The sequence below is a fragment of the Embleya sp. AB8 genome, assembly GCF_049739465.1.
In the GTDB taxonomy this organism is placed as follows: domain Bacteria; phylum Actinomycetota; class Actinomycetes; order Streptomycetales; family Streptomycetaceae; genus Embleya.
In genome coordinates this window covers 286,563-308,748 of record NZ_JBMHHY010000011.1, presented here as the reverse complement: position 1 = coordinate 308,748, position 22,186 = coordinate 286,563, and the positions used below count along the sequence as shown (strand labels likewise).

The following is a 22,186-nucleotide window of genomic DNA, read 5'->3' as shown; positions in this document are numbered from 1 at the left end:
CGAGTCACGGTGCCAAGGTGTCCCACACTACCGGCCGCGACACGGCAACCGGCCCACCCGCCGCCGGCTGAGTGGTACCGCCGGGGCCCGAAGGTGCGTGGCCGGCCTGGCCCTAGGGTGCACGGGTGAGCGTCGAGTTGACCCTGTTGCCGCGGGTCGCCCATCGCGGGCGGGAGGTGACCGCGCCCCGGCTGTGTGCTCTGCTCGCGCTGCTCGCGGGTGACGTGCGCGCGGGTTGCGGCCTCGGGCGGCTCGTGGCGGAGTTGTGGCCGGACGAGTTGCCGGCGCGGCCGGCCAAGGCGGTACAGGTCCTGGTGTCCAGGGCGCGGGCGCAGCTGGGCGCCGATGTCATCGCCCGCACGCCGACCGGATACCGGCTCACCCTCGCCGAGGACCGGGTCGACAGCTCCGCCGTGTTGCGGCACGCCGCCGCGAGCGCGGCGCGGGCCGAGGTCGGGGACCACGCGGGATCCCTGGCGGCGGCCGAGGCCGGGTTGGCGCTGTGGCAGGGCGCCCCGGACGAGGTCGGGGATCCCGACGACCCCGTGGCCACGTTGCGCGCCGAGCGCGCCCCCGTGCGCGCTGCGCTCGACCGCGCGCGGGCACTCGCGCTGGCCCGCCTCGGCCGGCACGCGGAGGCCGCCGGACCGTTGGCCGTGGCCGCCTCCACACATGCGCACGACGAGGAGGTGCTCGCCGAACTCCTCCGCAGCGAGGCGGCCACGGCGGGCCCGTCCGCCGCACTGGCCCGGTACGAGGCGTACCGGCGCGGGTTGCGCGCGGAGCTCGGCACCGATCCGGGCGCCGGACTCGAGGCCGTACAGCGGGAGTTGTTGCGCGGCGCGGCACCGGAGGCCCGACCCGGCCTGCCGCACGAGCCGAACCCGCTGCTGGGCCGGGACCAGGACATCGCGGCGGTACGGCACCTGTTGCGCACCTCCCGCGTGGTCACCGTGGTCGGCCCCGGTGGCCTGGGCAAGACCCGACTCGCCCACGCCGTCGGCCGCCGGGCCGAGCAGCGCGTGGTGTACTTCGTAGCGCTGGCCGGCGTCACCGCGGACGCGGACGTGGCCGCGGAGGTCGCCGCCGCACTCGGCGCCGGCGAAAGCCGGTACGGCGCCGTGCGCGGCCACGCCCGGGTCGACCCGGTGTCCGCCATCCTGGGCGTACTCGGCTCCGGACCCGCACTGCTCGTGCTGGACAACTGCGAACAGGTCGTCGGGGGCGCCGCCGACCTGGTCCGAGCCCTCGTCTCGGCCACGAAGGACCTGCGGGTCCTGGCCACCAGCCGGGCTCCGCTGACCCTGACCTCGGAGGTGGTGTACGCACTGCCCGAGCTCGGACTCGACACCTCGGTCGAACTCTTCACCCAGCGTGCTCGCGCCGCCCGGCCCGGCGTGGAGCTGCCCCCGGACGAGGTGGCCGGGCTGTGTCGCCGGCTGGACGGGCTGCCGCTGGCCGTGGAGTTGGCCGCGGCCCGGGTGCGGGTGTTGTCGGTTGCGGAGATCGCCCGCCGCCTCGGCGACCGGTTCGCGCTGCTGCGCGGCGCGGCACGGGACGTGCCGGAGCGCCACCGCACGCTGCACGCGGTCGTGGAGTGGAGTTGGCAGCTGCTCGGGGCGGACGCCCGGGCGGCGCTGCGCACGCTGTCCGTGTTCTCGGCCGGCTTCTCCGCCGACGCGGCGGAGCAAGTGCTGGGTGAGGACGCCCTGTTCGTGGTGGACCAGGCGGCCTGCCAGTCGCTGCTCACCGTCGTGGATACCCCGGTCGGCGTGCGGTTCCGAATGCTGGAGAGCGTACGGGAGTTCGCTGCGGCACGCCGCGCCGAGGCGGGCGAGGACGACGAGGCCGTCCGCCGATTCCTGGCCTGGGCGCGGGACTTCGGCCTCGCCCACCACGACGTGCTCGCCGGTTCGGCACCGCCGGCCGCCCGGGAGCGGATCAGGGCCGAGCAGGACAACCTCGGGTCGGCCCTGCGGTACGCCCTGGTCCATGCGGACGGCCCCGCGGGCACCGCGATCACCGCCGTCCTGGCCGCGCTGTGGGCCGGCGACGCCAACTACTCGCGCCTCGCCGCGCTCGCCGCCCACACCGCTCCGGCACTGGCGCGCTGTCGCCCCGGACCCGACCAGGTCGAAGTCACCCGCGTCGCCGTCGTGTTGTGCGCGGCGGGCCTGTTCATGGGCTTCGGCTCGCACCCGGACCTGGTACGCCTGCTCGTCGCCCTACGGCGGTTGCCGCCCGCTCCCCCGGACACCCTGCCGCGCGCCGCCGCGCTGGTGCTGGGCGCGATCCCCGCGAAGTCGCCGCCGAACTACGCAGTGCTGCACAGGCTTTGCCACAGCGAGCAGCCGCTGGTCGCGGGGATCGCGGAGTGTGTCGCCGGCTACGTGTGGGAGTACGAGCACGACCTCGACCGCGCACTCGCCTCGGCCCGCCGGATGGTCACCACCCTCGCGCCGGTGGGCGACCCGGTGTTGCGGATCCTCGGCCACGCCCGGCTGAGCGACCTGTGTCTGCGCACGGGGCAGGGCGAGACCGCGTACGCACAGCTCAAGGCGGCGCTGGAGGTGCTCCCGAGGCTCGGCGACGAGCACGACGCCATCGGCGTACGCGCGGGGCTGGCCCTGGCCTGTCTGCAGCGCGGCGACCCGGACGAGGCCGAGTACTGGCTGCGGCAGGCGGCGGGCGACGACACCGCGCACGGGGACGTGTTCTACCGCCCCGATCTCGGCACGCGCGCCGAGATCGCGCTCGCCCGGGGACAGACCGAGGTCGGGCTCGGCCTGTGGCGCGACGCGGTGGAGCAAGTGTCCGAGGCCGGGCCCGGCGACGACCCGTGGCTCGACCCGTGGGCGCTGGAGATCCTGTCGGTGGCGGTGACCGCGCACGCGTACGCCGGCCGGCTCGACCTTGTCGCGGAGTCGGTCGATCGGCTGCGCCGGCGGGTGTGGACGCTGCTGTTCGACCCGTCCCGGCCGCCCGTGGAGTCGCCGGTGCTCGGCACGATGTTGTCCGCGCTCGCCCTGGCCGGGTCTGCGTCCGGCGACCCGGGCGCGGTTCGGCTGTTGGCGCCGGCCGAACGGCTGGGGGTGCTGCGCGAGTTCCAGCCGACGATGTCCGCGGCTCGGGCCCGAACGGCGGCCGAGGAGACGGACGGGGCGGCGTACGCCGACGCGGTGTCGGCGTACGCCGCCCTGGGGCGGGGCGAGCTGCGGGAGGCAGCCCGCGCGCTCATTTCGGATCGCGGTCGAACAGCGACGTGGACCACAGGTAGCCGAGCACGGTCAGGCCCAGGCACCAGCCGACGGTGAGCCATCCGTTGGCGCCGATATGGCTGCCGAGCAGCAGGCCGCGCAGGGTCTCGATGGCCGGCGTGAACGGCTGGTATCGGGCGATGGGTTGGAACCAGCCGGGCATCGCGTCGACCGGGACGAAGGCACTCGAGACGAACGGCAGGACGACCAGCGGTACAGCGTTGTTCCCCGCCGCCTCGCCGTTGGGGCTGACCATGCCCACCCCGACCGCGAGCCAGGTGAGCGCCAGGGCGACCAACACGAGCAACCCCAACGCGGCGAGCCAGTCCAGCACCGTGGCGCCGGTGGACCGGAAGCCGATGGCCACGGCGACGGCACCGACCAGGACCACGCCGGCGATCGCCCGCAGTACGCTGCCCACGACGTGCCCGACGAGCACCGCCCCGCGCTGGATCGCCATGGTCCGAAAGCGGGCGATGATGCCCTCGGCCATGTCGTTGGACACCGACACCGCGGTCCCGACCAGGGTGGTGCCGATGGTCATCAGCAGGATGCCGGGGACGAGATAGGCGATGTACGCGGAGCGATCGGCGCCGGTGCCGGCGATGCCCGCGCTCATCACGTCGCCGAAGACGTAGACGAAGAGCAGCAGCAGGACGATCGGCGTCAGGAGCACGTTCAGGGTCAGGGCCGGGTAGCGCCGCGCGTGCAGGAGGGTGCGGCGCACCATCGTGGACGAGTCGCGCAGGGAGCGGGAGGCAGGACTCGGGGAGCTCATCGCACGGTCTCCTTGGGTTGGTTGGTGTCGGGCCGGCCGGTGTCGGGCCGGTTGCTGTCGGGCCGGGCCGCCCCGCCGGTCAGGGCGAGGAACACGTCGTCGAGGTCGGGGGTGTGCACGGTCAACTCGTCCGCCTCGATGCCGGCGCCGTCCAGCCGGTCGAGGACGGCGCGCAACTCGCGTTGGCTGCCGTCGCTGGGGATCCGCAGCGACAGGGCCTTGTCGTCGTGGGTTGCGCCCCGCAGCGCGCCGCCGGCGCGGCGGTAGGCGGCCGGGTCGGCGAACCGCACCCGCACATGCCCGCCCGGGACGAGCCGCTTCAGCTCGGCGGGGCTGCCCTCGGCGGCGATCCCGCCGTCGGTCAACACCGCGATACGGTCCGCGAGTTCGTCGGCTTCCGCCAGGTACTGGGTGGTGAGGAAGACGGTGACGCCGGCGGAGACCAGTTCGCGGATGATCTCCCATGTGTGCTGCCGGCTGCGCGGGTCGAGGCCGGTGCTCGGCTCGTCGAGGAAGATGATTCGCGGACTGCCGACCAGCGTCATGGCGATGTCGAGCCGACGTTTCATGCCGCCGGAGTAGGTGCCGGCGGGCTTCCTCGCGGCGGCCACCAGGTCGAAGCGCTCGAGGAGTTCGGCGATGATGCGGCGGCCCTCGCGGCGGGTCAGGTGGTGCAGGTCCGCCATCAGGAGCATGTTCTCCTCGCCGGTGATCAGGCCGTCGACCGCGGCGAACTGCCCGGTGACGCCGATCGCGGCCCGCACCGCCTGCGGATCGGCCGCCGGGTCGTGACCGCCGACCCACAGTTCGCCGGCGTCGGCGGTCACGAGAGTGGAGAGGATCTTGACGGCGGTGCTCTTGCCGGCGCCGTTGGGGCCCAGGAGGGAGAAGATCGTGCCCGGCGGCACGGCCAGGTCGATGCCGTCGAGGACCTTCCTCCCGCCGTAGGCCTTGGACAGCCCCTTGGCTGCGATGGCGAGTTCGTTCGATGTCCGGGTCATGCCGCAGAGCCTGCGACGCGGCGGATTCAACACACGTTCAATGCGGTTTCAGCGCGGTTTCAGTGCGGTTTCAACGCGGATTCGGCGCACGTTCCGCTGCGCGTTCGGCCCAGGCCCGACGCCTACCGAGTCCGGGCCTGGGCCTGGGCCCGGGTCCGGGCCGGCGTCCACCCGCCAACAGTCCTCAGGACCGGGCGAGTTGCGTCACCCGGTGGTGGAGTCGGTCCACGTAGCCCTCGGCTTCCGGCTTCATCAGCACGCTGCGCAGTATCCGGGCGCCTTCGGCGTCGGCGGTGATCTTGGGGTGCCTGGCGGTCAGCCGCCCGGCATCGATCCGGAGCGTGCTCAGGAAGACCGGGTCCTCGGTGTCGTTCATGCCCTCGTGGAGTATTCGGGCGGCGGCTGCGTCGATGTGCGCGAGGGAGTTGGGCGAGGTGACCGGGAAGTAGCCGACGATGTCCAGTTCCGGCGGCTGGTAGAGCTCCAAGTGGTCGGACTCCTCGATCAGTTCGGCCCAGCGCAGTGCGGCGCGTCGACCGGCCGCCAGGGACCGTCCAAGCCCCTCGGGGGTGGGCGGGAGCAGTTGGAAGGTGAGCCACAGGGCAGCGGCGGCGGCGCCGGCGCGCGAGCATTCCAGACTGATCTCGCCGAGGTGCAGTTCCTCGGAGGTGAAGTAGGTGTAGGGCGAGTCGTGCAGGTAGAAACGGCCGACCGAGGGGTCGCGGAACAGCACTGCGCCGCACCCATAGGGCTGGAGACCGTGCTTGTGCGGGTCGACCACGATCGAGTCGCATCGGGCGATGGCCCGCCACGGCGCCGCCGGCAGCCCTTCGGGTCCGTCCGTCCCCGCCAGCAGGGTGAAGAATCCGCCGTAGGCGGCGTCGACGTGGATCCGTACGCCGTGGCGCTCGCGCAACGCCAGTGCCTCGTGGATGGGTTCGACGGCGCCGAGCGCCGTGGTGCCGGCGGTGAGCACGACCGTGCCGACCCGACCCGTGCTCAGGAGTTGGTCGAGCGCGTCGAGGTCCATCCGGCCCCGGTCGTCGACCGGGACGGGGTGTCCTTCGACGCCGAGCACGCCGCACATGCGCCCATGGGTGTAGTGGGCTTCGGTGCTGTACGCGACGCCCTTGCCGGGGTGCAGTTCGCGTGCCACGAACAGGGCTTCGAGGTTGGCGATGGTCCCGCTGGTGGTGAGGTGCCCGAGGTGGGTGTCGTAGCCGAACATGGCGGCGAGTTGCCCGACGACCTCACGTTCCATCTCGGCGGTGGCCGGTCCCCCGTCCAGGGCGTGGTTGTTGGGGTTGATCAACATCGCGGTCAGGTAGCCCACGACCGCCGCCGGATGCGGCGGCTTGAGCATCTGTCCGGCGTAACGCGGATGGAAGAAGGGGTAGTTGTCCTTCAGCCGCTCGGTGAACGTCTCGAAGACCGCGGCGAACCGCGCGTCGTCGACCGCCGACGCCGGATGGCCCTGGTAGGCGCCGAAACCGTCGGACCATTGCTCGTTCGAGGTCACGGCCGCTTCGAGCCAGTGGCGCAGATCCATGATCTTCCCCTTCTGTGGCGTGCCCGAGGGCTGCCGCTGCAGAGATGTACGGGCACGACCACAGCAGGAGTCGCCGGTGTCGCCGTCCCCACTGGAGCGCACCCGACCCCCATCTTGTTTGACTCCAAACAAGCTAGTCCGGGCCTGGAAAGCCGGTCAAGACCGCCGACCGAAACCCGAACACCCGCCAACCGGCCGACGGTTCATCACATCGGGGGAACTCGTGGCCCGTGGCCCGTTGGGCCGGATGGGTGGCCATACGCTCTTTCGTGTCACTCCATGGGCAACTGGGCGGCGTTCGTCGCCTGTTGCCCATCCGTCCCGCTCGTCCCAGTCGCCGCGCACCGTACGTCGTGCTCTGCGCCGATCGGACCCGGCGTGGGCGGCTCGGCTCCCTCGATGCGCAGGACACCAGGACAGGGCAGAACACCTTGACACCACACGACACCGTGACGGCGGCACCCGAATCCGAAACGACGGATCGGCGATCGCCCGTGTCCACGGACGCGATCTGGCGGCTTCCGGTGACGGTCTGCCGCATCAGCCGGTTCCTGGGCGAGCGGACGGCCGACGCCCTACTGGAGCGCGCCATCGCCGCCACCGGCGACACCTTGCAACCGTCCATGATCGGCGACCGGGAGGTGGTCCCCGAGATTCGCCGGTCCCACTCGACCCAGTCCTTCGCCGCACCCGAGTTGTTGTCCGCCATCGATGAGGTATTGGCGGCGGTCGAGCACACCCTGGGCGTCTCCTGCCGGCACACCCGACCCGACTTCAGTCTCAACGTGCACAACGACGGCGACTTCTACCGGCCGCACCAGGACACCGACACCGAGTTCGCGCCCCGCCGCCTGCTCACGTTCGTGTACTACCTGCATCGCACCCCCCGACCCTTCGACGGCGGCGAGTTGCGGGTGTTCGACGCCGTCTTGCCACTGCACACCGACACCACCGGAAAGTGGCAGGAACGCTCCTGGCGGGACTGGGAGCCCGAGCACGACAGCATCGTCTTCTTCCTGCCCACCGCGTGGCACGAGGTACGCCCGGTCGGCTGCCCGAGCAGGCGACATGCGGACAGCCGCTTCGCCGTCAACGGCTGGCTGTGCAGCCCCGACCCCACCGACAACGGGACCGACGCGACCCGGTAGCACGCATGGTCCGCGACACCGACCGCCCCGGAGTCGACCGGCGGCCGGCCTCACCGAATAAATCGGTCACCGACGGTAATGTCGACGTCGCTCCACTTCACCCGCACCGTAACCCGAGGGTGGTACGACAGTGACCAACGTAATCGAGCCGCCCGACCAACGGGCCCTCCAGTCCATCCCGAGCGCACTGCTCCTGGTGGCGCACGGCAGCCTCGAACCCCGGGGACAGGAGTCCATTCGCGCGATCGCCCGCGCGGTCGGACTGGCCCAGACCTTCCCGGTCGAGGTGGCGTTTCTCCGGCACGCCGACCCTACGGCGCGCCAAGCCCTGTCCACCCTCGCCGAGTCCGGACACCAGCGGGTGGTCGTGGCGCCGTTGTTGCTGACGTCCGGCTACCACGCCCGAGTCGACCTGCCCGAGGCGCTCACCGATCCCCCGGCCCTGGCACCGGTCGTGACGCCGGTGTTGGGCGGATCCCCGGACGCGCCCGACAAGCGGCTGCTCGCGGCGCTCCGGCGCCGCCTCGCCGCGCTGGATGTCGAGTTCGACGCGGTGGTGTTGGCGGCGGCCGGCAGCAGCGATGTCGCCGCGTGTGCGTCGGTGACCGCCATGGCGTCCGCGTTGGGCGCGAGCCTCGGTCTGCCGTGCCGGGCCGGTTTCACGTCGTGCACGTCGCCGACGCCGGAGGAGGCGATCGAGCAACTGCGCGACGCGGGAGCGCGCCGCATCGCGGTCGCGTCCTATTGCTTCGCCGCCGGGCTGCTCTTTCGCCGAACGGCCCAGACCTCGTCCGTGGCCGGCGTGGTCGGCGTCGCCCAGCCGTTGGGCGACGCGCCCGAACTGGTCGAGCTCATCCTGGAACGTTTCCACGACGCCTGCGCCGCGAGCAGAGGCGTCGTCGGTCCGCTCGCGAGCGTCCGGCTCGGAACCCACTCGCACGAGTGAACTTTCGTTGGCTACACCGGAGTTGGGGTACGGCTGCGGACATGAACATCTCTCGTGTCTGGCGGCGTGCCGCCGTCCCCGCCGTCGTGGCGTGCCTCGCCGCCGCCCCGACCGCCGTCGCCTCCGCACCCGCCTCGACGAGCCCCGCCTCGGTACGCCCATCGGCTCTCCCGGAGCCGCCGCCGGTCGGCCGGGTGCGCGGCGAACTCGCCGCCCTCACCGTCGAGGCGCCGCACTCCATGGCCGGCTACAGCCGCGCCAAGTTCCCGCACTGGGCCCTCCAGTACGGGACCTGCGACACCCGCGAGGTCGTCCTCCAGCGCGACGGCACCGACGTCGTCCAGGACGCGGACTGCCGTGCGGTGTCCGGCACTTGGACCAGCCCGTACGACGGCCTGGTGTTCACCGAGTCCGGCAGGCTGGACATCGACCACATGGTCCCGCTCGCCAACGCCTGGCGTTCGGGCGCCGACACGTGGGACACCCCGCGCCGCAAGGCGTTCGCCAACGACCTCAAGAACCCACAACTCGTCGCCGTCTCCGCGGCGAGCAACCGCAGCAAGGGCGACCAGAGCCCGGACCAGTGGAGCCCGCCGAGCCGCTCCTACCACTGCACCTACGCACGCGCCTGGACCCACGTGAAGTCCGTCTACGGCCTCAACATCACCGAGGCCGAGAAGACCAGGCTGGGGCAGATGCTGGACACATGTCCGGCGTAGCCGACCACGACCAACCCCTCGTCGGCCACGCGACCGCGGGCCCCGGCGGGGTGATGACCGACGAGGTCGGCGTGATCACCGGCGACCTGACCGTCGAGACCTCACCCCGCCCCGACGGCCGCGCCGACGTACGGATCCAATACACCGACGCGGACGAGTGGTACGTCCTCACCGGCAGTCCCACCGACATCCCCACCGCAGGCCTGCCCACCCTCCACGAGGCGGTCCTGACCCTGGTCCGCACCGGCGGCAGCCGAGGCCTGCACGACTGACACCCGGGGTCGCCCCACCGGCACGGCGGCGGGGCGACCCCGGGCATCCGACCCGCGCGGGCCCGCCCTCGGGACTCGCCGGCGGCCACCGGCTGCGCGGTGTGGGTCACTCCTCGCCGCTCGTGGTGAGCAGTTCGTACGCGGTGGGGATCAGCGCGGAACGCAGGTGGTGCCGGCAGGTCGCGATCGCGACCACGGCGGTCCCGGTGGTGGGTCGACAGCCGAGGAACATGTGTTGTCCGGCCGTGGCGCCGGAGTGGAAGAGTACGGGCCCGTCCGGCGTCGGATGCCGAAACCAGGTGAGGGTGTGCTCCTGGTCGGGTCGACGCCCGCGCGCGAGCAGCGGTGTCTGCACCGCGCGCAGGGCCCTGGCCACGGGCGGCGTGTCCGCGGGCCGCACGTGTGCTTCGAGGTAGGTGAGCAGGTCGTCGAGGGTGGACTGGATGCCGCCCGCCGCGACCCAACCGCCACAGTCCCAGGCGGGCAGCGGAGCACCGTTGCGGCGGTGTCCGATGGCCTGGGGCAGGCTCGGATCGGGCCCGAGGCCGGTCCGGGCGAGGCCGAGCGGGGTGGTGACGTACCGGTCGAGCAGCTCGACGTAGGGACTACCGGTGGCCTGCTCCAGCACGGGGGCGAGGAGCGCGACGCCGAGGTTCGAGTAGTGCCAGCGCCGGCCGGGCTCGGGGCTGGGCCGGCTGCGGGCGAACGCGGCCACGAGTCGGTGTCGGTCGTAGCGGGCGTAGGGGTTGCTGTTCCAGCGGGGCGCGGCCCGGCGGTAGAGGTCGTGGGGCAGCCTGGGCAGTCCGGCGGTGTGCGTGATCAGGTGCAGCAGGGTGATCCGGTCCCGATTGCCCGCGCTCGGCGTCGGGGGCAGTCCCAGCAGCTCGCTCACCCGATCGTGGTAGCGCACGTGCCGGTGCTCGACGAGGGCGGCCAGGAGCAGTCCGGTGAAGGTCTTGGACACCGAACCCGCCTGGTACTGCAGGTCGCTCCGCGACGTGTCGGACGCCGGCCCGGTGCCGCCCGAGCACACGGTACGCACGCCGTCCCGCGAGTACGCGAACAGCACGTCCGGTGCGTCGACCGCCTCGACCGCGGCGCACAACCGGCCGCGCAGCGCCGGGTCGTCGGGTCCGGGTGTCCGGGTCACGACGCGGAGGTGAGGCCGGCCATGGCCCGGGAGGTGGACAGGACGGCGGCGAACGCGGCGACCAGGGTGGGGTGGTAGTGCAGATCGAAGGTCTCCCAGTGGTCCTCGCCGAGATCGGCGCCGGCCCGGGCGGGCACCAGTCCGTCCGGGCGCTGCGCCTGGGCGAAGCGCCGCCACACGTCCTCGTCCAGGGCCGGGGTGGGCAGGCACGCGTCCACGACGAGGAGTTCGCCCAGCAGGTCCCAGTTGCCGATCTCGGCCCAGTTGTCCATCCAGGCGGGCAACCACAACATCAGGTAGTCGGCGATGTCGGGCGGCAGGTTGTCCGGATTCTCGCCCCAGTCGGTGACGTGGTAGACGGTGTGCGTGATGTCGTAGCCGATGTTCGATTCCACCGACCAGGGTTCGGGGGTCCGGCCCAGCCAGGTCTCGCGCAGGATCCGGTCGAAGTCGCCGCCGGGTCCCAGGCCGACCCGGTCCTGGAGCCGGGCGATGCCCAGGCGGCGCACGATGTGCGCGTCGGGCGGCCAGCTGCGCAGCCGTGTGGTGTAGGTGAGGGCACTTTCCAGGGGCGGGCAGCGGTAGCCGAGTTCCTTGAACGGCGCGTACATCTCCAGCGGGATCGGGGAGAGCGGTTCCTGCCGTTGCATCCGGACCAACGCCTGTCCGCCGTCGAGCAGGTCCTGCCACGCGAAGTCCAGGAGCCGGCGGGTGTGTTCCGCCTGTTGGGAGCCCGCCACACCCTCGCGGAAGAGGACCTTGCCGATCATCGCGAGTTCGCCGATCGGCTTGAGTCGCTCCTTCGCCTCGCGGTCGGTGGTCTCCGGTCCCCGGCGGGTGCGAAATCCCTCGCGATGGGTGTACAGCCAGTCGAGGGCCTTGACGCCGACCTCGTGCATGAGTCGGGTGTCGGTCATGCGATGTCCTCGCTCTCGGCCGCGTCCTCGGTGCCGAGCCGGGCCGCGGCCAGGGATGCCGCGAAGGCCAGGACCAGGGTCGAGTGGTAGCGGTACAGGAAGGGGTCCTGGTCGGTGCCGGGCGGATGCCCGACCTCGGGGAGGGCGCCCGAGGGCTCCTGAGCCGGAGCCAACCGCTGCCAGGCGTCCGGGAGGGACGCAGGCTCGGGCAGACTTGCCGCGACGGCGAGCAACTCGCCGGAGAGATCCCACTGTTCCTCGTCCAGGCAGCAGTCCAGCCAGGCGGGCAACCAGAGGTCGAGATAGGCGCGAATGTCGTCCGGCAGCCGCTCGGGGACCTCGCCCCAGTCGGTGACGTGGAAGACGTAGTGGGTCAGCGCGTAGCCGGAGCGAACCTCGAACATCCACGGTTCGGGTCGAGTCCCCAGCCAGGTGCGGCGCATCGTGCGCTCGACGTCGTTCGGGCGCGGCGCGAGGCCGAGCAGGCGTTGCGCGCCGAGCACCGCCAGTTCCCGGGTGGGCTCCAGTTCGAGGGCCTGCCAGGCGCGGGTGGCGGACAGGAAGCGGGTCAGGTCCTCGAACTCCGGGTGGCGCAGCCCGGCGGCGGCGAACGAGGCGTAGATCTCCAGGGGGTAGGTGGCCTGCGGCTGTGCGCGCGAGAGGGTGAACAGCACGTCTCCGGCTCGGGTCTGTCGCCAGGCGAAGTCCAGGAGGCCGTCCGCGAGGTCGTAGGCCCGGCTCCCGGGCCGGTTGGCGCGCCGGATCGAGACGCCGAGTCGGGCGAGTTCGCCCACCGGTTTGAGCGTCGTGTTGTGGTTGCCGGCGTCGATCACGTCGTCGGGGAGTCGAAATCCGTCGCGATGCTCGTCCAGCCAGGTGAGCGAGCGCAGGGCCACCCGGCGGAGCAGGTCGGGATGGCTGCTCATGCCCGGCCGGTCCGGCTCGTCGCCCGGGCGGCGCTCAGTTGCAGCGCGACGCGCGCGTCCTTCCCGGCCGCGTGCTCGATCCAGGTCGATCCGGCGTCGAGCCCCAGGGATTCGGGGACGTCGGGAGCGAGGGCCAGCCACCGGGCGACGCCGGCCGCCTGCTGCCAGTCCTGCCGGCGGACCGCGCGGACGAATCCCCGGGCCAGGTCGACGGGCCGTGCGGCGATCGCCGCGGACAGCGCGGACGGCGCCAAGGGATCGGCCAGGGCCGCGAGTTGGCCGCTGCGGTGGGCGAACGCCTGCCATGGGAGTACCGATACCCAGTGGGCGTCGGGCTCCTCGGCGAGTGCCGCGGCGCCCGCGCCGTCGACGACACGTTCCAGTGCCCGGTGCAGGCCCCAGTGGCTCCACACGCTCACCGCCGGGGACGTGGGGCCGGGCGGGAATCCGCGCACGGCGCGTTCGACCAGCGTGAGGTCGGTGGAGGCGGGCGGCTTGCCGGCCAACAGGCACGGGGCCAGCACGTCGGCTCCCAGCACCCGTACGGCCGCGGCGGCCATCGGATCCTCGGGGTCGACCAGCGCGGCGCCGGACAGCTCGAAGCCATCGCCTCCGCCGTCGAGGGCGGAGGCGATGGCTTGTGCGTACTGCCGAACCACTCCCGCCAAGCGGGGTGCGGCATCGGTGTCCTGTGTCGACACGTCGGGCCGTCAGCTCTTCTTCGGCTGCGGGGTCGGCGCGGAGAGCAGCAGGAGCCCTGCGAGGAGCAACAGGCCCGTGCATTCGGCCGTGTTGTGGAAGGTTCCGTCGGGCTCGGCCGTGTCCAGCAGGGCCTCGACCTCACCGGCGAGTTCCGCTTCGCGGGTCGGCGTGGCGTATGTCTGCAACATGGGATCATCCCCTGGGGGAGGTTTGGATGGTTTTGTCCTGCGTTTTCGAGTAGATCGCGGCCTCCGGTCGCTGGCAAATCGTCGCCGCCGGGTGGGGGACGGCGCCGCCCGCTCGCCTTCCGACGGCGATTTCCGCCTCGACTGGGCAGCTGCGACGGGTCGGGTCGACGCGCCGGCGAGGTGGTCAATCGGCCACCGCTGTACGGGTGTTCGGGCAGGATCGGCGGGATCGCGGCAGTGGCGCGACGGGGCGATCCGGGGTGCGGCGCCCGCCGAGGGTTCGTGTCGGTGATACTCGCGGCACACCTTGCGTCGCTCTGTGCGGTCGGACCTGGAAAGATTCACGCCTGACGGAAACTATTTCGTTGTCCGATAGCCACCCATTCGCTATGAAGATGCAACGGTACGCGCAGGGTGGCCCTACCGGCTCGTACCGTGACCTGTCCGGTCGTGGCGCCGTTGAGCCGATGTGCGGAGTTCGGGGCGGGGGACTTCGAATTCGAACGGGGAACAACGGGGAACGGGGGGAGGGGCGGGAATTGACGACACGCAGGGAATTCCTCGGCAACGCCGGCGCGATGGGGGCCGCGACGTTCGTGGGCGGTGGTCGAATCGCGTCCGCCGAAGCGGGCCGACCGGGACCGGACCCGGGGGCGGAACTCCGGGCCCGCAACACGATCTTCGCGGTCGACACCGATACCCGGACGAACTACGACGCACTCCGGGCCGAGCTGATCCGGCGGCTCGGCCCGGTCATCGTCGTCGAGAACGACTACCGGGGCGGCCGGTACACCCTGGTCCACCATGGAGAACGGGAGGCCGAACACCCCGTCTCCGAGGTCTTCGAGCTGGCCAAGTCGATCGCCCACGCGCCGCTCGGCATCTACTCGATCCTGGCGCCGTACCTGAGCCGGCACATCCCGGACCTCCCCAATGCCGCGCGGCTGGACCGGCACGACGTGAACATGGTGGCCTTCATCGGGCCCGGAACGACCGACTGGCTCGGCCCGCTGCAGGCCTTCGCCGCCACCCTGGCCACCGCCCGGCAGCAGCTCGGCACCGCACACCTGCCGCCGGAGCTCGAGGCGTCGAGCGCCCGGATCCTCGACGCGTCGCTCGGATTCATCGACGAGTCCGTAGGGCGCCGGCACTTCGACATGACCTCGTTCGAGCGCTTCGCGGGCGCGTTGACCGAGGACATCGGCGTCAACATCGCAGCCGCGGCGCAGGCGCAGATCGAGGGCGTGGAGGACCTGATGCGGCGCTGGCGGGACCGGATCGGCGAGCCGGACTGGCCCGGCCTGTATGTCGTCGTCCTGTCGATCTGGACGACGTCCGCCCTGAACCAGAACTCGATCATCGTCAAGCGGTTGCTGGATCCCGCGCAGGCCGACTCGCACCTGATCGACCTGCCGACGGCCCAGCCGCCCGCGGACCCCGTCTTCGTCGCCCTGGACAACCTGGCCCGGATCGTGCAGGACAACGTCGCCGCCGAGCTGGTGTTCCCGCTCGATCGGCGGCCGGCGGACGCGTTGAAGGGGCCCGAGGATCTGCTGGCCCAGGAGATCCTGCACCAACTCGCCTGCCCGCACCGGGGCCGACTCGCGGCGCGCAGGACGCCGGACGCGGCCTCGTAGCTCGTAGTCCGACCCGTCACCGCTGGGTCGGACTACCAGGCCGCGCCCGGCGGCGTACGGGCGATGCAGGTCAGGCAAGCACCGTGAAGGGGGCCGTCGCGCGGACCTCGCCGTTGACGATGATCTCGATGTGGCGCGGGCCCGGGGGTTCGGCGCGCGTGGTGACCGGGCGGAACGAGTGGGATCTGGCCAGCGTGAAGATGTCGCCCGGGGCCTCCGCGACCCGTTCGGCCAGGTGGAACACGCGGCGCGAGCCGTTGCGGGCGATCGCGTATTTCAGGAGCAGTGGCCCGGACTGCTCGGCGCGCACGGTGACGCCGAAGGGGATTCGGTCGCCGATCGTGACGGTGTCCGCGATCGTGAGCGCTTCGACGGTACCGCTGCCGTGTGCCGCGCCGACCAGGCCGAGTGCCTCGGGGTGTCCCGCGCGCAGCAGACCCCGGGCGGCGTGGCGCACGACCCGGGCGGTGTGTTCGCCGCCTCCGGTGTGCCACCGGCGCAGCAGGGCCAGGGCCGCCTCGGGGTGGTCCTTGGCGAGGTCGTTGACGTGGTTGGCGACCGAGCGCCGGACGTACTCGCTGGGGTCGTCGCGCAACCGTTCCAGGATGGGCAGGGTCGGGCCCGGCGCCATCAGCCACGTCACCCGCGAGCCCCAGGGCAGGCGGGCGCGGGTGCCCTCGGAGGCGAGCCGGCGCAGGTGTTCGTCGTCGGAGTCGGCCCAGTCCCGCATGATCGCGAGCGCGGCGTCGCGGTGCCGGTCCAGCTGGGGACGTACCGCGAACTCGGCGGTGGCGAAGGGGGTGATCACGGCGAGCGTGGCCATCGCCTCGTCGAGATGGTCGATGCCGTGGACGGCGACGTAGTCGGTGGCGGGCCAGCCGCTCCACATGTCGAGGCGCACGTGGGCGGTGGCCTCCCGCAGGACCCGGGCGGCCTGCGGGAAGGGCAGGTCGAGGGTTGTGTGCAGGGTTTGCGCCACGTGGTTGACCCGGGCCTTGAGTTCCTTGCCGTCGAGACCGGCCAGCGCGTCGGCGACGAATCGGTCCCGGGCGAAGCCGGCGCGCGCGGCGGCCACCCCGTCGGCGAGAGCGGCGACGGAGGCCGCGTTGATCATGTCCTTGAGCGGTTGTGCCATGGGCGTCGATGGTGCCAGACCGCTCCGACATCGGCAGGTGTCGTGGGCTCGGACTCTCGTCCCCGCCGAACGACTGCCCACCGAACGACCGCCTGATGGACGACTGCCTGATGGACGACTGCCTGACGGACAACTGCCCGAGGGGCGATGTGGCCGTGGCCGGATTCCGCCGTATCGGCCGATGTGGTCGTTTGCGGTGTGCGGCGCGGTGGGCAGGCTTTCGGCGGCATACCGCCGGCTCCGGTTGACCGCGTGGCCACGGGTGGCGCGCGGGAGGTCGGCTGCCTTGTTCGTGGCGGGCGCCCGGCCGGCGGATCGAGCACCTCTCGGCAAGGAGGACCGCAATGGCAAGGATCATCAGGCGACTTCGCGCGCTCGGCGGCGAACTGCGGGCGCGCCGGCAGCAGTACGGCGACCTGTACGGACAGGCCAAGTAGGCCTTTTCGCCACGCGGGGTGGGGTGCCCGGTCCGATCGCGCGCCCCATCCCTTCCTCCTTTCTTCCCTTCTTTCTTCCTTCGATGGGCACGGGATCCCTTGTTCACGGACCGGCTGAGCCTCTGGCCACACCTGCGGCGCTGGGAGCGTCTCGCGGTCGGCGCCGACCGGCCGTTCCGGCTACGCCACGGGACGGTGTTCGTGGCCGACGCGGCGGCCGCCCGGGCGATCCTGGTCGATTCGGCCGCCCACTACGTACCGCAGTCCGGGTTCTTCCGCATCGGTCCCGAGCCGCTCCCCCGGTCGCTGCGCGCGGCGGGGACACACGGACTTCTCGCGGCGTTGGGCCGGCACGATCTCCCCTCGTCCTTCGACCTGGACGCCGCCATCGGCGAACTGAGCGACCGCCGGGGTCACTTGCGCCACCAGCGATGGGGAGTCCCGCTGGTCCGGCGGTACTTCGCGCCCGCGATCGCGTATCGGCGTCCCGCCGAACTCGATGCGCTCATCGATGCCTACGTCACCTCGAGCGTCGTCGCCGACGACATCGTGGGCCGGATCGTGCGGCCCTCGCACGGTTCGGTGGACGGCATCCGGGCCGGGTTCACCCGCCGGCTGAGTGTGCTTCCCGCGCCGGGAACCGAGGTACGGGAGGACCTGGTCGACGTGGTCCTCGGCCTGCCGGGGGAACTTTCCGTCGCGGATCGCGCGCAGTTGTTGCAGCGGCTGATCCTGTCCACGGTCGGCTTCACCGGAGTGACCCTGGAGTGGGTGGTGTTGCTCGGTATCCGGCACGGGTACAACACGCCGGCGGTACGGCCGGACCAGGTCCGCTCGCTGGTCCGGGAGACGCTGCGGCTGTACCCGACCGCCTGGCGCCTGGGCCGACAGGCGGCCGTCGACCACAAGATCGGCGGCGTGGCGGTGCGCGAGGGAGAGCATGTGCTGGTCGGGACGCACGCGATCCACCGCTCGGGCGCCGTGTGGGACGAGCCGTCGGAGTTCCGTCCGGCCCGGTGGGAGAGCCCGAACGACGAGCAGCGCCGCGCCTATCTGCCGTTCGGCAAGGGTGCGGAGATGTGCCCGGCGAACGGGTTCGCGGTCAAAGCCCTCGAACATCTCGCCCACCTGATCCTCCGCGACTACGAGGGCCGGGTGCAGGTGCGGCGATGGCGGCCCCACGTACGCACCCTCCTGGCCCCACCGCCGGGCCGGACCCGCCTCACCCGACGCCCCACCGACGATCGGGAGGCAGCGCGGCGGAGTGGTCCGTAGCACGTGGCACGACGGGTACCGAAGGTTGCCGTCCTGCCGACGGGACGACCCCGCGACCGCTTCGAAATCGAAATCGAAATGAGAAGACAACAAACGCCGGGTATTCGAGCCCTGCCCCCGAACGCGTCGAGGCCCCGGGCGCGCCATCGCACCCGAGGCCTCGCGTCGGTGGGTCAGCAGTTGTTCAGGTAGGCGACATAGATCCAGACCCCGGTCGGTCCGCCCCACAGGTTGCCGAAGATCCAGTCGCCCGTCCGGCCCCGGTAGTCGAGGTTCTGGCCCTGGTTCACCACACCCAGCACGGGGTAGTTCGTGCCGGGGCCGCCTCGGAAGTTGACGCCGTTGTCGTTGACGGTGCAGACGAGGTTCAGCGCCTGGGACGCGGGCGCCGGATGGTCGGCGGTTGCGGACGCAGCCGAGTTGCCGGGGACAGCCGTTGCCGCCTGGGCAGCCGGCGCCAGCATGAACCCGGCCGCGGCCATGGTCGCGACGAAGGTAGTCGCAAGAATCTTCCTCATTGAAGTGCCTCCGGAATGAATGTGGATTCGGTCGATTTCCATCGGTCGGGACGACGGTGTGTGTCCGGGAGACCCACCCGGGCTCGTCCTGAAACGATCCTCGGGCAACCATCCGGCGGGGGCGTAGAAGATTCTTGTCCGCTTCCGGTCCGGTGCCCGGCGGCGCGCACCAAGTCCCGCACCGTGGTGGGGACTTCGCCGGCGTACCGCCGGAACACCCGCGTCATGTGGGCCTGGTCGGCGAAGCCGTACTTCGCGGCCAGCGTGCGCAACGGCTGTCCGTCGGTGATCTCGTCGGCCACGGCACGTACCCGCAGCCGATTGCGGTAGCCGGTGAGGGTCTCGCCGGTGACCAGCCGGAAGACCCTGCTGAGGTGCGCGGGCGAGCAGCCTGCCTGGTGGCTCAGCTCCTCCAGGCCCATGGCCGGCGGCCCGTCGATCAGCACGGCACGGGCCCGGTCGACGAGTGTGCGGTGTGCCAGGACGGTGGTCGCACGCCGTCCGGTCGACGCCGGATCCGGCCGTCCGGCCGGCCCGGTCAGCCCGGCCAGCAGGTCGTGCACACGCTCCGACACCTCGAACCGGTCGACGCCCGCCCGGCAGGCGGCGAGCAGGCCGCGATGCGCCAGGTCGAGTTCCGCGGTGATCGGCACGCCGGCCGGCTCGACCGGGTCCGGAGCGTCGTCGTGGACATCCCGGCGGATTTCCAACAGGGTGTCCACGTCATGGGTGTGGGCCGGATGCGAGACGGCCACGTCGTCCCCTCGGTGCAGAACAAAACCCATGGTCGGGTCCAGGAACTCGGCCCGGCCGTTGGCCCGCAGCAGGAATCCGCCCGACCGGACCAACAACACCAGCAGCACGGGCACTTCGGGAACGACGTGTGGGATGCCCGGCCGGAACGTCCGCTGATCCTCGTGGCAGACGAGCTCGGAGACACTGACGGCCGCACTCTCCATGAGCGGCTTCCGAATCATCGGGTCGTCGGGTCCCATTCCTGCCTCCTGGATGGCGGATGATCTCGCCGGCCGCCCGCCGGGCCTCCTCGGCCGCCGCCGCGTCGGCACGGCGGGCGAACACCCGGACCGGATCGCGCGGCGCCCGAGTTCGCCGCAGCGGCCGTCGCGGTGCGTCCCGGTGCCGCGGCGCCGGCCACGGCAACGTTCCCGCGTGCTCCGTCCCGCCGCCGAAATCGACCACCGATGCCGAACACCCCACGTGACGCTACGGGGCGGCGACGGCCGTGTCTTGGAAGGAATGAACCTCCGGATCGGACAGGCACCCGCAGGGCAGGAGGGCGGCCAGGTAGCGCGCCGGCGTGGTGCCCGCGAACTCGTGGAAGTCGCGGTACAGATGCGCCTGGTCGTAGTAGCCGTGCTCGGCGGCCAGCCGGTCCCAGGGCGCGGGGTGTACCGGATCCAGGCGTTGGACCAGGTTCCGGAAACGTATGAGCCGGGCCATCGTCTTGGGCGGTCGACCCAGCTGTTGCCGGAACTTGCGCAGCAGATGCTGGTGGCTCCAGCCGACCTCCGCGGCCAGCCCGGCGATCGGCGTCCGGCCGCCGGTGGCGACCAACCTCCGCCAGGCCCGGGCCACTTCGGGGGCGGGCTCGGGTCCCTGCTCGGCCCGGGCCGCAACGTACGCGCGCACCAGCTCGAACCGGCGCTGCCCCGGCGCCGACTCCCTTAAGGCTTCGAGCAGTTGGTGGGCGGTACGCCCGTAGACGTCGCCCAGGTCGACATCGGTGCCGACGAACTCGTCCAGCGGCGCGCCGAGTACCCGGTAGGCGCTCAACGGGGTCAGTCGCACCAGGATCCACGGCGTCTCCCGGGCGAGTTCCGGTGTCCGGAACATCCGCCCGGTGCCCGACACGCGGCCCGCCGCCGAGCCGGGGAGATCGTCGGCAAGGCCCACCCGCCAGGTCACCCCGGACGTCGCCGGCATGAACCACGGCCGGGCCGCCATCAGGTTCTCGGCGTAGTCCCCGACCACCCCACCACCCAGGGCCAGGCGGGGCGCGCCCGCTCCGTTCCCGGGTGACGCCTGCTCCCCTTCGCTCCCCTCGCCCGGTATGCCGACACCCATGGAACCGCCCCCGTTTCACTGATCTCCCCACTCCCCACTCCCCACTCCCCACTCCCCGCTCCCGGCGACGCCGTCGCGGGCGGGCGGGTGGGCGACGCGGCGACCGCGTCCGGTGTGTCTTTCCTACCCCGAAGCAGCGGGGGTCGCCATCCACCGACGGGCAACCCCGCGCGGCGCGCGGCGGCGCCCCGGCCCGAACACCACCGCCACGAACAAACTTTCGGGAGTATTGCGCTGATCTTTCTCAGCCTCCGCACCGTCCCAGGTCGACGTCCGCGGCCGGGACGCATCTGCTCGACGGCGTCCGATCAAGGTGTGTCCCGCTCTACTGTCGGGTGTTCCTTGGGCGTCAAGGGACATCGAGCGAACACGTCGATAGGTGGTGCGAATTGAACAGCCGATTCCGTCAACTGTGGAGTCTCACGACGATCGCGGCGGTGCGGGGCAGGGTCGCCGCGATGCTGGGCGCGTTCGTGTTGTTCGCGGCCGTCGTCCTCACCGGCACGGCGGCCGGTACGGCCGCCGCCGCGACCGAGGCGGCACCGGCCGCGAGGGTGGGCGGGTGGAGCTGCTCGGGGGCGCCCGTGCCGGCCGGGTATGTCATCACCGCGTACGACCGCAACGGCTGTAGCGGCCGGGGTGCCTGGTTCCAGCAACCCGTCCGCGATGGGATCTGGACCTGCTCGGGCTCACCGATCGTGCCGGGATACGTGATAGCCGGGTACGACCGCAACGGTTGCAGCGGCATCGGCGCCTGGTATCACCGACTCGCGCGGGACGGGATGTGGACCTGTTCGGGTTCGCCGATCGTGCCCGGCTACGTCGTCACCGGGCACGACCGCAACGGCTGCAACGGCATCGGCGCCTGGTATCACCAGCTGGTCCGCAACGGCATCTGGACCTGCCCCGGTTCGCCGATTCCGCCCGGCTACCGCAGCACGACCTACAACGCGACCGGATGCAACGGCCTGGGCGCCTGGTTCACGGTCCGCGCCTGAACCGCCCGACCCGCCCGACGGCGGGGTGAACCGACAGCGGACGAGCACCGGCCCACCCCCCGTGGTGGGCCGGTGCTCGTCCGGGCGGGGTGGGTCGGTCAGCAGAAGTCGATGATATTGCTCGTCTGACCGGTCGTGGTGTCCCTCGCGATGACCAGGACGCACGTGCCGCCGCCGTAGGACCACCACGGCGTGCGCGCCGTCGTACCGGGACCCGATGTGTTGTAGACGGGGCTCCACTTGGTCTCCCCGGAGGGGGCCCTCTGGGCGAGTTGCACGGAGCAGCCGTCGGTGCCCTGCTGGCGCACCTGGCCCGAGGCGTTGCCGTTGGCGGCCTGGGCGTACCCGGGACAGGGCGCCACCGGCGCCGACCGGTCACCGATGGCGAACGCGCCGGTCGAAGTGGCCAGCACCGCCGCCATGCCGGTCGCACCGACGACGGCCATTCTCTTGATGCTCTTGCGCATGGGTCGACACAGTCCTCTCCACTGAATCCACCGAAGTCCGGCTTCCTGGCAGCGTCTCGGTGCGCGGCGCCAGGCGGGTCC

At 71.9% G+C, this 22,186-nt stretch carries 21 protein-coding genes; 8 read left to right on the top strand and 13 right to left on the bottom strand.

What is annotated here, in order from left to right; all coding sequences use genetic code 11:
• The first annotated feature begins 125 nt into the window (after positions 1–125).
• Positions 126–3,314 carry an ATP-binding protein gene (locus tag ABIA38_RS18345; protein ID WP_424639742.1) on the top strand — a complete coding sequence of 1,063 codons (3,189 nt, stop codon included), beginning with the start codon at positions 126–128 and terminating at the stop codon, positions 3,312–3,314.
• On the opposite strand, the gene ABIA38_RS18340 is transcribed toward ABIA38_RS18345, so the two are convergent.
• The 3 genes from ABIA38_RS18340 to ABIA38_RS18330 all read right to left on the bottom strand — a co-directional run bounded on the left by ABIA38_RS18340 (position 3,235) and on the right by ABIA38_RS18330 (position 6,585).
• Positions 3,235–4,035, bottom strand: coding sequence for an ABC transporter permease (locus tag ABIA38_RS18340; RefSeq protein WP_424639741.1), 801 nt, complete (start codon positions 4,033–4,035; stop codon positions 3,235–3,237). The two genes, ABIA38_RS18345 and ABIA38_RS18340, sit on opposite strands and share 80 nt — an antisense overlap.
• On the bottom strand, positions 4,032–5,036 hold the full coding sequence (locus tag ABIA38_RS18335) for an ATP-binding cassette domain-containing protein (RefSeq protein WP_424639740.1): 1,005 nt from the start codon (positions 5,034–5,036) through the stop codon (positions 4,032–4,034). Before ABIA38_RS18335 ends, ABIA38_RS18340 begins: the two co-directional genes overlap by 4 nt.
• Positions 5,037–5,220: 184 nt before the next feature.
• Positions 5,221–6,585: a pyridoxal phosphate-dependent decarboxylase family protein gene (locus ABIA38_RS18330; protein ID WP_424639739.1), complete on the bottom strand. Its 1,365-nt coding sequence runs from the start codon at positions 6,583–6,585 to the stop codon at positions 5,221–5,223.
• Positions 6,586–7,079: 494 nt separating this feature from the next.
• On the opposite strand from ABIA38_RS18330, the gene ABIA38_RS18325 reads away from it, so the two are divergent.
• From ABIA38_RS18325 to ABIA38_RS18310, 4 genes are all read left to right on the top strand, one after another.
• Positions 7,080–7,733 (top strand): 2OG-Fe(II) oxygenase, encoded by a 654-nt coding sequence (locus tag ABIA38_RS18325; protein ID WP_424639738.1) that lies wholly within the window; start codon positions 7,080–7,082, stop codon positions 7,731–7,733.
• Between the two features lie 130 nt (positions 7,734–7,863).
• Complete coding sequence (locus ABIA38_RS18320) at positions 7,864–8,679, top strand: sirohydrochlorin chelatase (protein ID WP_424639737.1); 816 nt, start codon at positions 7,864–7,866, stop codon at positions 8,677–8,679.
• Between the two features lie 41 nt (positions 8,680–8,720).
• On the top strand, positions 8,721–9,398 hold the full coding sequence (locus ABIA38_RS18315; RefSeq protein ID WP_424639736.1) for an HNH endonuclease family protein: 678 nt from the start codon (positions 8,721–8,723) through the stop codon (positions 9,396–9,398).
• A complete protein-coding gene (locus ABIA38_RS18310; RefSeq protein WP_424639735.1) occupies positions 9,386–9,670 on the top strand; it encodes a hypothetical protein in 285 nt (94 codons plus the stop codon). Before ABIA38_RS18315 ends, ABIA38_RS18310 begins: the two co-directional genes overlap by 13 nt.
• A 106-nt stretch (positions 9,671–9,776) precedes the next feature.
• Here the strand turns inward: ABIA38_RS18310 and ABIA38_RS18305 are convergent, their stop codons facing one another.
• The 5 genes from ABIA38_RS18305 to ABIA38_RS18285 are packed head-to-tail and all read right to left on the bottom strand — an operon-like array spanning position 9,777 to position 13,553.
• On the bottom strand, positions 9,777–10,820 hold the full coding sequence (locus tag ABIA38_RS18305; protein ID WP_424639734.1) for a serine hydrolase domain-containing protein: 1,044 nt from the start codon (positions 10,818–10,820) through the stop codon (positions 9,777–9,779).
• On the bottom strand, positions 10,817–11,737 hold the full coding sequence (locus tag ABIA38_RS18300) for a DUF6895 family protein (protein WP_424639733.1): 921 nt from the start codon (positions 11,735–11,737) through the stop codon (positions 10,817–10,819). Before ABIA38_RS18300 ends, ABIA38_RS18305 begins: the two co-directional genes overlap by 4 nt.
• Positions 11,734–12,663, bottom strand: a complete 930-nt coding sequence (locus ABIA38_RS18295; protein WP_424639732.1) for a DUF6895 family protein — start codon at positions 12,661–12,663, stop codon at positions 11,734–11,736. Before ABIA38_RS18295 ends, ABIA38_RS18300 begins: the two co-directional genes overlap by 4 nt.
• Positions 12,660–13,364 carry a hypothetical protein gene (locus ABIA38_RS18290; RefSeq protein WP_424639731.1) on the bottom strand — a complete coding sequence of 235 codons (705 nt, stop codon included), beginning with the start codon at positions 13,362–13,364 and terminating at the stop codon, positions 12,660–12,662. The genes ABIA38_RS18295 and ABIA38_RS18290 overlap by 4 nt, the downstream gene beginning before the upstream one ends.
• A gap of 9 nt (positions 13,365–13,373) precedes the next feature.
• Positions 13,374–13,553: a hypothetical protein gene (locus ABIA38_RS18285; RefSeq protein WP_424639730.1), complete on the bottom strand. Its 180-nt coding sequence runs from the start codon at positions 13,551–13,553 to the stop codon at positions 13,374–13,376.
• 539 nt (positions 13,554–14,092) lie between these two features.
• Here ABIA38_RS18285 and ABIA38_RS18280 point away from each other — a divergent pair.
• Entirely contained in the window at positions 14,093–15,190 is a 1,098-nt protein-coding gene (locus ABIA38_RS18280; protein WP_424639729.1) for a hypothetical protein, read from the top strand.
• A gap of 70 nt (positions 15,191–15,260) precedes the next feature.
• On the opposite strand, the gene ABIA38_RS18275 is transcribed toward ABIA38_RS18280, so the two are convergent.
• Positions 15,261–16,325: a DNA alkylation repair protein gene (locus ABIA38_RS18275; RefSeq protein ID WP_424639728.1), complete on the bottom strand. Its 1,065-nt coding sequence runs from the start codon at positions 16,323–16,325 to the stop codon at positions 15,261–15,263.
• A gap of 536 nt (positions 16,326–16,861) precedes the next feature.
• On the opposite strand from ABIA38_RS18275, the gene ABIA38_RS18270 reads away from it, so the two are divergent.
• Entirely contained in the window at positions 16,862–18,037 is a 1,176-nt protein-coding gene (locus ABIA38_RS18270; protein ID WP_424639727.1) for a cytochrome P450, read from the top strand.
• 173 nt (positions 18,038–18,210) lie between these two features.
• Here the strand turns inward: ABIA38_RS18270 and ABIA38_RS18265 are convergent, their stop codons facing one another.
• The 3 genes from ABIA38_RS18265 to ABIA38_RS18255 form a co-directional block, all read right to left on the bottom strand.
• Entirely contained in the window at positions 18,211–18,555 is a 345-nt protein-coding gene (locus ABIA38_RS18265) for an SH3 domain-containing protein (protein ID WP_424639726.1), read from the bottom strand.
• Positions 18,552–19,550 (bottom strand): helix-turn-helix domain-containing protein, encoded by a 999-nt coding sequence (locus tag ABIA38_RS18260; RefSeq protein WP_424639725.1) that lies wholly within the window; start codon positions 19,548–19,550, stop codon positions 18,552–18,554. The genes ABIA38_RS18265 and ABIA38_RS18260 overlap by 4 nt, the downstream gene beginning before the upstream one ends.
• Before the next feature lie 229 nt (positions 19,551–19,779).
• Positions 19,780–20,640, bottom strand: a complete 861-nt coding sequence (locus tag ABIA38_RS18255) for a helix-turn-helix domain-containing protein (RefSeq protein ID WP_424639724.1) — start codon at positions 20,638–20,640, stop codon at positions 19,780–19,782.
• 437 nt (positions 20,641–21,077) lie between these two features.
• On the opposite strand from ABIA38_RS18255, the gene ABIA38_RS18250 reads away from it, so the two are divergent.
• Positions 21,078–21,638 carry a hypothetical protein gene (locus ABIA38_RS18250; RefSeq protein ID WP_424639723.1) on the top strand — a complete coding sequence of 187 codons (561 nt, stop codon included), beginning with the start codon at positions 21,078–21,080 and terminating at the stop codon, positions 21,636–21,638.
• 98 nt (positions 21,639–21,736) lie between these two features.
• On the opposite strand, the gene ABIA38_RS18245 is transcribed toward ABIA38_RS18250, so the two are convergent.
• The gene (locus ABIA38_RS18245; protein ID WP_424639722.1) at positions 21,737–22,105 is read right to left on the bottom strand and encodes a hypothetical protein; all 369 of its coding nucleotides are present in this window, start codon (positions 22,103–22,105) and stop codon (positions 21,737–21,739) included.
• Between the last annotated feature and the right edge of the window lie 81 nt (positions 22,106–22,186).